The 12,788-nt window shown below is 69.0% G+C and carries 8 protein-coding genes; 2 read left to right on the forward strand and 6 right to left on the reverse strand.

The annotated features are described in order from the left end of the window. Positions 1 to 52: 52 nt before the first annotated feature. The 4 genes from N4G66_RS14080 to N4G66_RS14095 are packed head-to-tail and all read right to left on the reverse strand — an operon-like array spanning position 53 to position 7,717. A complete protein-coding gene (locus N4G66_RS14080; RefSeq protein WP_261704414.1) occupies positions 53 to 2,041 on the reverse strand; it encodes a PIG-L family deacetylase in 1,989 nt (662 codons plus the stop codon). A 35-nt stretch (positions 2,042 to 2,076) separates the two neighbouring features. Then, positions 2,077 to 4,947 carry a stealth conserved region 3 domain-containing protein gene (locus tag N4G66_RS14085; protein WP_261704415.1) on the reverse strand — a complete coding sequence of 957 codons (2,871 nt, stop codon included), beginning with the start codon at positions 4,945 to 4,947 and terminating at the stop codon, positions 2,077 to 2,079. Positions 4,948 to 4,955: 8 nt separating this feature from the next. Beyond that, positions 4,956 to 5,915, reverse strand: a complete 960-nt coding sequence (locus N4G66_RS14090; protein WP_261704416.1) for a hypothetical protein — start codon at positions 5,913 to 5,915, stop codon at positions 4,956 to 4,958. Continuing rightward, positions 5,912 to 7,717, reverse strand: a complete 1,806-nt coding sequence (locus N4G66_RS14095) for a stealth family protein (protein WP_261704417.1) — start codon at positions 7,715 to 7,717, stop codon at positions 5,912 to 5,914. Before N4G66_RS14095 ends, N4G66_RS14090 begins: the two co-directional genes overlap by 4 nt. Before the next feature lie 452 nt (positions 7,718 to 8,169). Here N4G66_RS14095 and N4G66_RS14100 point away from each other — a divergent pair, with 452 nt between their 5' ends. After that, complete coding sequence (locus tag N4G66_RS14100; protein WP_261704418.1) at positions 8,170 to 9,285, forward strand: LCP family protein; 1,116 nt, start codon at positions 8,170 to 8,172, stop codon at positions 9,283 to 9,285. Positions 9,286 to 9,418: 133 nt separating this feature from the next. On the opposite strand, the gene N4G66_RS14105 is transcribed toward N4G66_RS14100, so the two are convergent. After that, positions 9,419 to 10,435: a hypothetical protein gene (locus N4G66_RS14105; RefSeq protein WP_261704419.1), complete on the reverse strand. Its 1,017-nt coding sequence runs from the start codon at positions 10,433 to 10,435 to the stop codon at positions 9,419 to 9,421. Between the two features lie 114 nt (positions 10,436 to 10,549). Between N4G66_RS14105 and N4G66_RS14110 the strand changes: the two genes are divergently transcribed. Beyond that, positions 10,550 to 10,924, forward strand: a complete 375-nt coding sequence (locus tag N4G66_RS14110; RefSeq protein ID WP_261704420.1) for an NTP pyrophosphohydrolase — start codon at positions 10,550 to 10,552, stop codon at positions 10,922 to 10,924. Between the two features lie 298 nt (positions 10,925 to 11,222). On the opposite strand, the gene N4G66_RS14115 is transcribed toward N4G66_RS14110, so the two are convergent. After that, positions 11,223 to 12,746, reverse strand: coding sequence for an amino acid permease (locus N4G66_RS14115; RefSeq protein WP_261704421.1), 1,524 nt, complete (start codon positions 12,744 to 12,746; stop codon positions 11,223 to 11,225). Positions 12,747 to 12,788: the final 42 nt, after the last annotated feature.

Here is a 12,788-nt window from a genome sequence, read left to right on the forward strand (position 1 = left end):
GAACCAAGGGGTCCTCCGCGCGATGGCGCGGAGGACCCCTTGTGCGTTCCGGTCAGCCGACGATCGTCCACGCCCCGAACTCGGCGGCTTCGGGAACCGTTTGACGGGCCACCGCCAGTTTGGCATCGGCGCCGATCACCGCGATCGTGGCACGTCCCTGGGCGTCGAACGCGGCTGCCGGGGCGCCGGTGAAGGTGCCACCGAGCGATGTGGTGGGCAGTTCCTGCCAGGGCTGGTCCGGGTCCCCAGGCAGGAAACGGTAGGCGACCGCGCCGAGGTTGCTGCGGCAGGCGACGAGCGTGCCCGCCTCCGGCGACGGCCCTGCGGCAAGGGCCACGGCACCGTAGCCGCCTCGACCGCCCACGGACTCCGCGGGCTGCGCCCAGCGACCCCCGGGATCGTCTTCCTGGGCCATGAGCAGGTGCCCCGTGTCAGGCTCCCGGTAGACGGTCATGACCTGGCCGCTCGGCTGCAGAACGGCGGCCACTGGTCCGGCGGACGGAGCGAGCCGGAAGCGCGGAGCACGGGTGAGTGGTTCGTTCAGAGATTTGTGCGCCCAGCGGAAGACGGCGCCGCGGCTCGCGCCGAAGACGTCGACGTGGCCGTTGGCCGCTGTGACCGCGGCGAGGCCTTCCTGTAGTTCGTGGCCGCGCAGGTCGGTCCAGCCACTCCAGGTGCCGTCGGGCATCTGGATTCGGGTATGCAGGCCCTGACCGGCATTGCGTACGAAGAGGTGAAGCCGGCCCGCGCCGTCCCGGGCCACGACCGGTGCACCGAGGTGACGGTCACGCGTCCGGCTCCCGGCCGAGGGGTTGCCGAGTGGGGTCCAGCTACGGAACGCGCCTCCGGGCTCTGCCTGTTCGAGCAGGACGATCTCTCGCCGTTGCGCGTCGTCGACGGCCAGGAGGGACATCCGCTCGGCGAAGATCTGCCAGCGCCCGTCCGGAGTGAGGCAGACCGCGAGGCCGGGGGCGAGCGGTCCGCCGCCGAGGAAGAAGGGGCCGCGCCACTGACCGGAGCCGGGCTGTGCCTCCATCCATACCGCGGCCTGCTGGTTGACCACGGCGAAAGCAGTGAGCCGGCCGGTGGGGTCGGTCAGCAGCCAATTGACGCCAGCCGGGTGCCGTGGGGCGGTGCTCTGCACCCATCCGGTCAGCCGGGCGCCCAGGCCGACGGAGTAGTCCCCACTGCCTGCCGGATCGCCGCAGTCGTAGCCGTCGGCCGCCGCGTAGAGGTTGAGGAAGAGCTCCTTCTGGGAAACGGACCGGACGCCGAGATTGTGCGGCCAGCGTTCGTTGTAGTAGCCACGGAAGGCCTCGACCACGAACGTCTGCTTCTCGACGGTTGCCTGGTGGCGGGCTACAGCGAGCCAGCTGAACAGGGCGGCCGCGGTGTGGTCGCAATGGTCGGAGAGGTCGCCGTAGTCGTGCCGCTGCGGGAACCGCTCGTTGTGCACGAGTCGGTCCGGATCCGGGTCCATGGTGCGGATCACGGTCGGACGGACGATGCCCATGATCTGGGCAAGGGTCTCGACCAGGCCGGCCCGGTTGTACCAGTTCTGCTCATGGACCACACCACCGCTGACCACGAGCGTGGGAACCCGTTCCGTCTCCTCGCGCCACAGCACGTGCAGGCTCCGCGGCGGACCCTCCGGCGTTCCGTGCTGTCGGATATTGAGGAAGATCAGTTTCACCCACGGTGCGTCGGCCAGGGAGTAGATCTCCGCCACCGGGCCCGCGACCGTGGTGAGGGTCGTGTCCTTCCACTCCGCGGTGCGGTCGCCCAGCGCCATCGCCGCGTAAGCGGCCTTGATGCCGTTCTGCCGGGCTTTGGCGTAATCCGCCCGGTTCTCGGTCACTTCTTCGGTCGCCGGCCCCGACTGCCAGGGCCGGTGATTGCGTCCGTCCGAGTCTCCACTCGTGAGGTAGACCGTGGTTGTGGGAGTACCGGCATTCAGCCCTTGGACGACGGCGGGGTTCACGAAGTACAGGTCGTCGTCCGGATGCGCCATGATCTGCAGTACGGACGCGGGGCTGTTCACGTTGCTTCTCCTCCCGATAACGGGACTAGGGGTGTTCACAGGGGCCACTCGGGCAGATAACCGAGGCGAGCACGCTCGTTGCGTGTCGATCCGGACTCGAACTGACTCGGCACCGGAAAGTAGCTGGGCAGGAACGCGGCGAGAATCGCGTCCTGTTCGTCCTCGGTGACGTCACCGTCGTGGTAGTCGTTCAGGCAGAACACGTCATGCGGCCGTGCCGCGAGAATGCGGCTGAGACGGGCCTTGTGCTCACTGAGGCCGACGTTGACGAAACCGCACGAGATGCTGCCGGGCACACTGCGCAGGGTGTGGTAGCCGTAGTAGTGGTGCAGCGACGAGGGGATCGAGATGTCACTGTGACTGCGCAGTTGATGAGTTGCGGTGGACGCCGCCTCTTCCTGGTAGCGGTCGGTGATCTCCTCGAGGACACTGCGCCGCAGTGGATACGGGGCGTGCAGAAAACCGTTGACCAGGGTCTGCCCGAAGTCCCTCTCGATCAGTTCCCGGTTGTTCTTGGCGCCCGCGATGTTGAACTCGTCCTCTTCCGAGACCGGCGACATCGGTATGGCCGTCGGTGACATGAAGTGCTTGGCCTGGCCGCTGCCGAGGAAGAAGTGGTCCGGTCGCAGGGTACGCCCGATGAACATGTCGTCGTTGAAGTACAGGAAGTGCTCGGCCAACCCCTCGATGTGGTGCATCTGGCTCTCGATGGCATGCGAGTTGTACGTGGGCAGGGCACCTCGGTCGCCGAAGATCTCCTTGTGGTCCACGACTCGGACACGCGGATGGTCGGTGTCGAGCCAGTTCGGGATCTGCTGGTCGGTGATGATGTAGATGTTGCGGATCCACGGGGCGTACATGTCGATGGACCGCAGCGAGTAGCGCAGTTCGTCACGGTCCCGGAACCGGGCGGCGCTGGTCGCCGAATCCTCCGTCTCCATGCCCAGCGAGGCGAGGACGGCACTCTTGCGTTCCAGCCAGGCCACGTCGCCGCCGTTGACCCAGGTGTAGACAACGTCGACGGGGAAGGTGACATCTCCGTGCAGGTTGCGGGTGAACGGCTCGATGCTCGGGTAAGCGCGGCCGCCGAGAGAGAGGGCCCTGCGGCGCAGGGCGCTTTCGGGGACCCGGTCGCCGATCAGGGTGCGGACGGGAGTCCGCAGCCACTTCTCGTCCTCCGGGTCGGTCTCCCAGAACGAGATGGTGCAGCCGTAGACGGTGCCGAGGCGCAGCAGCCGCGACTGGGAGACCAGGTTCTGGTGGATGCGGACACCGGAGACGGTCGGGTCCGCGAACGGGAGGACCAGTCCGGCAAGGACGGTGGCGACGGTCTTCTGACCCTCATTGAGGACGCTGGCGTACACGGCGTTGTCGGCGTGGGTGGCGGCGAGCGCCTTGAACACGGCATCCCTCTGCCCGGCGTGCACAGCGACCGTGTGCCGGATCATGTGGTCCCTCACCACGACGTGGGGGATGGCGGCGGCTTCGAGGGCGTTCACCGCCAGGGCGAGGTTCCGCTGGACGACGTCCCAGGGCGACTCCCAGTCCAGCAGTCGGCACACCTGCCCACCGTCACGGATCAGGTCGGGCCGCTGGAGCAGTCGTTCTTCCGCGGCCTGGTGCTCGGTGGAGCGCACCATGGTGGCGGGAGTGGGAACCGCGGCGGGCACGATGCCGTCGGAACCGCCGTGGTAGGCGTGCACGGCCTGGCGTTCGGCCTTGGCCGTGGCACGCCCTCCGCTGTCCCGTTCCACGACGAGCTCATGGAAGACGCGTTCCCATTGGGCGGTGACTACGGCGGGTGAGAATCGGTCCACCGAGGCCAGGGCCGCGGCGCCCATACGACGCCGCAGTTCGGTGTCCTCGATGAGCAGCATCAGTGCGGAGGCCAGGGCGTCGGTGTCGCCGAGTGGGACGAGGATCCCGGTCTGCCCGTCGATGACGACCTCACGCGGACCGTTCGGCGAGTCGTAGGAGACGACCGGCACGCCGGCCGCGTGCGCCTCGGCGAGCACCAGGCCGAACGCCTCGCTGCGAGAGGTGAGGGTGGCGATGCTGGCCTTGGCCCACTCCTCCGCGAGATGCCGGGAATTGCTGTTGAGCTGGACGCAGTCGTGCAGTCCGAGTATGTCGATCTGGCGGCGCAGGGCCCCGCTGAGCGGCCCGTCGCCGAAGATCCGCAGCTGCCAGTCCGGGTGGTGCTCGGCGACTTTCGCCCAGGCTGTGACGGCGTGGTCGATCTGCTTCTCCGCCACGAGCCGCCCGGCGATCACCACGGTGCGGGTCTGCAGGGTGGAGCACGGCCGGAAGCCGCTGGGCAGGGCGTTGGGTACGACCTCCAGGCGGGGCGCAGCGTCGCCGAGGGTCTCGGCGAACCATTCGAGAGTGCGTTCGCTGAGCACGGCGAGGGCGTCGAGCTGGGCAGCGTAGCGGCGCAGCGGCTCCCCGGTAGGGCCGCGTAGCTCGGAGACCCGGTGTTCCTGGTGGACGGTGATCACATGCCCGGGGGCGTAGCGAACGGCCAGCGCCATCAACGCGGGCGTGGTGCTGATCAGGATGTCGGTGTCGGTGTCCTGGAGGGCGAGGTCGAGCTCGAGGTCCGAGAGACGGTTGAAGATCGGCTCCCAGGAGCGGTCGACCACTTGGCTGGGCTGGCTCGCCAGTTCGTACCACACGGAGTCCTCGACCGAGGTCGGGCGCAGCGGTCGGGGGACCTCGGAGGTGAGATCGACCAGATAGTCGACGCGGACCCTGGTGTCCGGGGTGAAGAACTGCTCGGACGTGCTCTTGAAGACACTGAGCACGCGCACGTCGTGACGCTCGGCAAGTTCGGACGCCTGATTGAACGCCGCTCGCTCGGTACCGCCGACAGCGTCGGCCGTGGTCAGCAGGAACGTGATTTTCATCTGTCGGTTCAGCCTGCCTCGGGCATGCGCGTGCAGGTCACCCGGAAATTCCCTGCGGGGGTGTAACGCGGTTGGACGATCATGGCGGTGTGGCCCGGCGGTGTGACGGCGAGCCTGCGCATGGCGAAGACGCGCAGCGGGTTGCGCACGTCGTGCAGTCGGCGCCCCAGGCGCATCGACCGGCCGGTACGGTCACGCAGATGGACGTCCCAGTGTTCGGGCTGGAGATCGCGGGGCGGCATCTCGTCCAGGGGTACTTCGACACGGAAGACGTCCGGTCCAAGGACGGTGACGGCCCGCTCGACGGTGCGCCCGGAGGCGGTGAACTGCGCCCAGGGCTCCTCGACCCGGGTGCCCAGGACACGAAAGTCAACAGTGAGGCCCGTATGCCCCAGGTGCACCTTGGCCACCTCGACGGCGGCCTGTGCGGCGGCGCTGACCACGCGGGCGCTGCCGCGGAAGGAGCGGCCGATGCGGTGGCGTTCGCCCGTCACCGGGGAGGCTTCCATCGGCTTGGTGGGTCCGGCGTAGGGCACCGACGGTTCAAGCAGCAGCAGCGACAGCGAGCGCGTACGGCGCCCCGTACGCACCCGCAGTCTCAGACGCCAGCGTCCGGTGCCGACAGGGGCCCCGCCGATCTCGGCACCCAGCAGCACGGCCGCGTCCACGAGTGCCTCACCAGCGGTGCCCTGGTAGACGCGGGCCTGGCTGGAGTGGCTGCGGCGCCCGCGGCACAGGACGATCTCCACCTGCTCGGGCTGGCCGACCGAGAGCGGTAGCCGGGCGTGCAGGTTCACGGTCTGGCCGTCGAGGATGCCGGCGTAGTGCAGCAGGGCAGCGCGCCTGCGCAGGGGGACGAAAAGGGGCTTCATCAACCGGTTGCGCAGCAGAACGGCACGGGTACGCAGGCGGCGCAGGCCGGCTGTCGCGCCCCCGGGGGCGGCGGCACTCTGGGAGCGAGGCGTCATGACTCGGTGCGTCCCAGTTCTCCCTGGCGTGCCGGACCACGGAGTGGCGCGGCTTTGGAGACGGTCTCGAAGGGGCTGGGGACCGGGAAGTAGGAGTCCAGGAATGTGGCAACCATGTGCGCTTGTCTTTCGGGATCGACGGCGGTGACCGTGTCGTTCATGCAGAAAGTGTCGAAGTTGCGGCGGGCCAGCAGCTTGTTCAGCCGCGGCTGGGCCAGTTCGTCGGCCAGGTCGATGTAGACGTAGCGGATGTCGCCGACCGTGGCTCGCGCCGAGCCGTAGGCGTAGTAGTGGTGCAGCGAGGAGGCGATCGGCACGTCATTGGGCGACCGGAAGCGGGAGTGCTGCGTCACCCAGTGGGCTTTGCCGTAGACCTGTTCGATCTCCGCGAGGACACTGCGCCGCAGCGCGTGCGGGGTGTGCTTCATCTTCTGGGAGATCACGGTGCCGAACTGCTGGGCGATGAGGCCCCGGCTGTTCTTTCCCGCGGCGTCCACAGGCAGGTCATCCGGCTCCATCTGGCCGGGCGGGATCAGCGCCTTGGACATGAAGAACTTAGTCAGTCCATTCGGATGGAAGAAGCGCTCCGGGCGCACCGGGCGCCCGAAGAACACGTCGTCGTTCAAGTAGAGGAAGTGCTCCGCGAGCCCGGGAATGCGGTGCAACTGACTTTCGATCGCATGGGAGTTGAAGGTGGGCAGGGCATCCGGATCGGAGAAAATCTCCCTGTGATCGACCACATGCAGGCCCGGATGGTCGGTGTCGAGCCAGGCGGGGACCTGTCCCGCGGTAACCAGGAAGACGTTCCGCACCCAGGGTGCGTACTGGTGGAGTGACCTGAGGGAGTACCGGAGTTCGTCCCGGCTCGTATAACGCGCGCCGTTCGCCGCCTGTTCGTGGAGCGATGTCGTGCCGGTGGCCAGCGCCCGTCGTGCCGCGTCCTTGCGCCTTCGCCACACCGGGTCCGAGTCGTCGACCCAGGTGTAGACGACGTCGATCGGATAGAGGTGGTCGCCGATCAACGAAGCGGTGAACTCGGGCAGCGTGCGGGTCTGACCCGTTCCGTACAGGAACGGGACGGGGCTGAAGAGGCGCTGCTCGGCCTGACGGCGCTCGCCCCGCGGCGGAGTTCTCGTGACCACCGGGTTGGGGCGCGGCGCGACCAGCTCACCGTCGACCTCGTCCCAGAACTCGAGATCGCATCCCGACTCGTGGGCGAAGACGAGGTTCTCCGTCGGGTCGCAGACGTTCCAGGACAGCCGGAGCACCTGCTGCGAGCGGAGCCTGCGCCAGGTCTTCGCCGACCGTCCGGTCAGCGGCGCTCCCCCCGGTACCGCGCAGGCGTAGCCCGGGTTACGGGCGAAAACGAGCTGGAGCACTTCCTCCACGTCGCGACGGAGCACCGCGGGAACAGCCACGCAGGGCACGTTCTTGCCGGTGCCGCGTACGGCGAAGTAGTCGATCTCGGAATCTTCCAGCACCGCCACCAGCAGATGGAGGTTCCTGGCCCGCGCGGCCCACTCGGTGGCACCGGGGACGACTGTGGCCAGGACATGTCGGCCGTTGAACTGCACGACGCGCATCGGAGCACGGGCGCCGCTCCTGGCCGGACTGCGGCGCCCACCCCGTGCGGCTTTCACCAGAGCCGAGCGGAACGAGTCGAGGGCGGCGAGGGTACGCATGACGGCGATCCGCAGTGGGCGCGGCACACGACGCACGATGCGTCGGCGCGCCCTCACAGGCACCAAAGATCGATATGTCGATACCAGGGCACTGTTCTCGGGGTTACCCGGGCTCACCACGGCTCCTCAGCGTCCTACAGAAAAGGGCTGAGGCCCCCCTCACACCCAAAGTGATCAACCAGGCGTGACCACCGGCCCCGAACGGCGAGATCACGCCATCGAATATTCACATCTCAGCCACCCTCTGTCCACTTTTTGTCCCCGGCAGGCACAAACGTGAGACGCGCTTCACTCAACTTTCATTCAAGTCGGGAGCAATGCCCGACTTGCACCCCTGACCAGGGATCTTCGGCGTCACAACGCGGGATCGGCCGCCGAAGGCCTCCCGGCCAGGCGGCCCGTACCGTCCTGAACGGTGCGGTCGACACCGATAACCCTGGCCGCACACACGTCCGAACGCGTGTCTATAGTGCACGTCAGCCCGGCAATGCACGGACCGGCCTCCCCCACCCGAGTCCTCAGGCCATCGACATCCGCCCCCAAGGGCACGACAAGCTAGGACCCGGACCAGGATGAGCCATGTCTCGACGCCCCAGCCCACTGAATCCGACGCGCCGTCCCGGGGCGACGGCGGCGGTGACGGGCAAGGAGCCGAACGCGGGCGCGCAGGCGGCCGCCGGATCGGCAGGAAGATTCTGCTGGGGCTGGCCGTCCTCGTCATCGCGGCCGGCGGCACCGGCTACTGGCTCTACAGCGGCCTCGACGGCAACATCAAGGGCATCGACCTCGACAAGGCGATCGGCGACGACCGGCCGGCGAAGCTGCCCACCTCCGGACAGAACATCCTGATCCTCGGATCCGACTCGCGCGCCGGCGCCAACGCCGCACTCAAGACGGGTCACGTCTCCGGGGCTCGTTCCGACACCGCGCTGGTGATGCACATACCCGAGGGCCGCAAGAAGGCCGTCGCGATCAGCATTCCGCGCGACACCCTGGTGACCCGCCCCGAGTGCACCAAGGCGGACGGCTCCAAGGTCCCCTCCGCGAAGCGCGTCATGTTCAACTCCGTCTACTCCCAGGTCGGTTCGGCCTGCGTGGTCAAGACCGTGGAGAAGATCTCCGGGATCCGCATGGACCACTACATGGAGATCGACTTCGCCGGCTTCAAGGACCTGGTGGACGCGATAGGTGGCGTGACCGTCACCGTCGACGAGGACATCCACGACACCTCCAGCGGCCTCGACCTCACCGCCGGCACGCACCGGCTGGACGGCGCCCAGTCCCTGGAGTTCGTACGGACCCGGCACGGCATCGGCGACGGCAGCGACCTCGGCCGCATCGGCCTCCAGCAGCAGTTCATGACCGCGCTGCTCACCGAGATCAAGGAGCAGGACCTGCTGGGCAGCCCCGCCAAGACGTTCGAGATCGCCGACAGCCTGACCCAGGCGCTCACCACCGACTCCGACCTCGCCTCGCTCAGGTCGCTGGCCAGGTTCGGGCAGAGCATGAACGGCGTCGACCCGTCCACCATGGAGACGATCATGCTCCCGGTGTCGTACGACAGGATCGACCCGAACCGGGTCGTGGCGGCCGAGCCGCAGGCGTCGACGCTCTGGAAGGCACTGCGCACCGACTCCGTGATCCCCGAGTCGGCGAAGAAGTCGCCCGCCACCGGCGGGACTTCCTGACACATCCCACGGGAAGGGGCGCGCAGCACGGACCGGCTGCGTCGCTCCGCCCACCGGTTGGCACGCCGACACCGCCGTACCGGCTTTCGGTACGGCGGTGTCGGCGTGCGTTCCAGAACGAGAACCGGCGGCGTCAGACCGACCGCCATGCCTCCAGGGCGATCCCCGGCTCGTCCTTGCGGCGGGTGACGCGGAGTTCGCCCGTGCCGGGGGAGAGAGTCGCGGCGACCACTCGGCCCTCCTTGTCCTCCGCCAGCGACAGCAGGGCGTCGGCGGGGAGTTCGGGCCCCGACTCCGTCCACCACGCGCCCGCCGACTCGTCCTCGGTCGGGTAGGCGGCGAAGGCCACCCGTCCGCTCGCCGAACGCTGGGCCAGCAACGTGCAGTCGTGGCCGTCGAGTTCGCAGCGGATGACGCAGACGGGACCCGGGCCGGCCGAGGCCAGCAGGGCCACCGGCTTGGTGCCGGGACGCCATGCGCACACATCGCCCGAGCCGTCGGTGAAGAAGAGCGTGGTGGAGTCCGCGGAGGTGGCGAGCGCGCGCAGGGTGCCGGGTCGGACCGGTGCCTCCAGCGCCTCGTCCAGGGCGGGTTGCGCGCCCGCCTCCTCCTGGCGCCAGTGCAGAACACCGCCCGGGACGGCCGCGTACAGCTCGACACGGCCGGAGCTGCCTGTCACGGCCGCCAGATCCCCTTGGACGTCATGCCCCTTGAGGTCGTACCAGGGCCCCCAGCCGCCCTTCTCCTTCTGGGCGATCATGCTCACTCCGCCGCCCTTGTTGCGGACGAAGACATGGGCGCGCCCCTTCGCGTCGACCGCTGCAGCGGGGTTGCCCGTCCGGTCCCCGGTGCGGTCGGGGTGACCGATCGGGTTCCAGTCGAGGGCGGCGAGGTCCGGCCGGAAGTGGGTCGAGTGGACGAGGCCCGACTGGTCGCGGGCCGTCGGACGCCAGGAGACCAGGTGGGTGTAGCGATCAGAACCCTGGCCCAAGGCGACTACGGAGTGCAGGCGTTGGTCGCCGCCCACGGTACGCGGAGGGTCCCAGGGGCCACCGGGTCCGCGCTCCGCCCGGCAGTGGACCGTGGCCTCCGACAGCAGGTACGCAGCGAGCCTGCCGTCGCGGCCGCGTATGAGCCAGTCGACGTTCACCGCTTCACCTTAATCGGGGGCGGGGCGCCCGGTAATCGGGGGCGTGCCGTTCCGCCGGGGCCGTGTCCGTCGTGACACGGCGCCGGGCCGAGGGCGTTCTGGCAGGGTGAGGGCATGACGACTCTGCTCATCGTGGACGGCGCCAACGTGGTGGGGTCCGTGCCGGACGGCTGGTGGCGGGACCGTCGCGGCGCCGCCGGGCGGCTCAGGGACACGCTGGCGGAGTTCGCCGAGCGGGGCCTGCCCGGTCACCCGGGCCCGCTGGAGATCGTCCTGGTGGTGGAGGGCGCGGCGCGCGGGGTGGACTCCGTCCCCGGGGTCCGTGTCGACGAGGCTCCGGGCAGCGGCGACGACCGCATGGTGGAGCTGGTGGCCGAGGCTCGGGGCCGCGCCTGTCTGGTCGTCACGGCCGACCGCGAACTACGACGCCGGGTCGGCGAACTGGGCGCGGCGGTCACGGGGCCGCGCACGGTACGCCCTCACCCCTGACCGCCGGTCCGCGTACCGCCCTGACCGCCGGTCCGCGTCACCGCCCTGGGCCGAGCTCGCCGACGCCGCGATCTCCTCGACGCCGCCCGACGGCGCGGCGTCACCTCCGGCATCCGCACCCGCGTACCTGGCGGCCCGGCGCGCGTCGCGACGACGGGACACGGGATCGGGTCCGGGGCGTACTCCCCCGTGACGCCGGTCCGCTCGTCACGTCACTGCCGCCGCCCAGCGGGTGTACGAGCACGCCACAAGGCCCCGCAGTCCCGACCGGAGCGGGAGGGCGGGGCCGGCGGGGCCGCTACCCGGCGGTGCCGCCGGGCGGGTTGCCGATCTCGCCGAGTGTCGTCTCCTCGTGCCGGCCGAGGCGACTGTGCGAGCGCCCGTAGAGGAAGTAGACGACGATGCCGATCACCATCCAGATCGCGAACCGCAGCCAGGTCTCCGCGGGCAGGTTCAGCATCAGCCACAGCGTCGCGAGGACGGACAGGATCGGCACCCACGGCACCAGCGGGGTGCGGAAGGCGCGGGGCAGATCGGGGCGGGTGCGGCGGAGGATGACGACGCCGACGGCGACCACGATGAAGGCGAAGAGCGTGCCGATGTTGACCAGTTCGGCCAGCTCGCTGAGGCTGGTGAAGCCCGCGAGGATCGCGATGATCACACCGAGCAGGATCGTCGGCCGGTGCGGGGTGCGGAACCTCGGGTGGACCCGGGAGAAGAACCGCGGCAGCAGTCCGTCGCGGCTCATCGCGAAGAAGACACGCGTCTGGCCGAGCAGCAGGATCATGCAGACCGTGGTCAGTCCGACGGCGGCGCCGAAGCTGATGACGCCCGCGTACCAGGGGTGCCCGGTGGCCTTGAACGCGTCGGCGAGCGGGGCGTCGACGGACAGCTCGGTGTACTTCTGCATGCCCGTGACCACGATCGACACCAGGACGTAGAGCGTGGTGCAGATGATCAGCGAGCCGAGGATGCCGCGCGGCATGTCCCGCTGCGGGTTCTTCGTCTCCTCGGCGGCCGTGGCGACCACGTCGAAGCCGATGAAGGCGAAGAACACGACGGAGGCCGCGGTGAAGATGCCCATCACGCCGAAGTTGGTCGGCGCCCAGCCGAACATCAGCTGGATCAGCGGGGTCTTGATGCCGCTGCCCGCCTCCACGGCCTGCGCCTTGGGGATGAACGGCTTGTAGTTGTCGCCCTCGATGAAGAAGGCGCCCGCGATGATCACGATCAGGACGACGGTGACCTTGATCGCGACGACCAGTGTGGTGATCCGGGCGGAGAGCTTCACGCCGATGACGAGGATGGCGGTGAGCACCAGCACCAGTGCTGAGGCGAGAATGTCGAAACCGAACCCGGTGGCCCCCTCGCGTCCGCTGAGCGACTCGGGCATGTGCCAGCCCGCGTTGTCCATCAGCGAGCGCACATAGCCCGACCAGCCGACGGCCACCACCGCCGTGCCGAGCGCGAACTCCAGCACCAGGTCCCAGCCGATGATCCAGGCGGGCATCTCGCCCAGAGAGGCGTAGGCGAACGTGTACGCGGATCCCGCGACGGGGACCGTGGAGGCGAACTCCGCGTAGCACAGGGCCGCCAGCGCACAGGCGACACCCGCGGCGACGAAGGCGAGCGAGACCCCCGGCCCCGCGTTCTCCTTGGCCACCTTGCCGGTGAGGACGAAGATGCCGGTGCCGATGATGACACCGACGCCGAACACGGTGAGGTCCAGAGCGGACAGCGTCTTCTTGAGCGCGTGCTCCGGCTCCTCAGTGTCCAAGATCGATTGTTCGACCTTCTTCGTTCTGAAGAGGGTGTTGCTCACGGACGTACCTCCCACGCTTGTCGTCCTCGACATGATCGAGAG

Origin of the sequence: Streptomyces rhizosphaerihabitans (genome assembly GCF_025399795.1) — a bacterium.
Taxonomy (GTDB): Bacteria; Actinomycetota; Actinomycetes; order Streptomycetales; family Streptomycetaceae; genus Streptomyces; species Streptomyces rhizosphaerihabitans.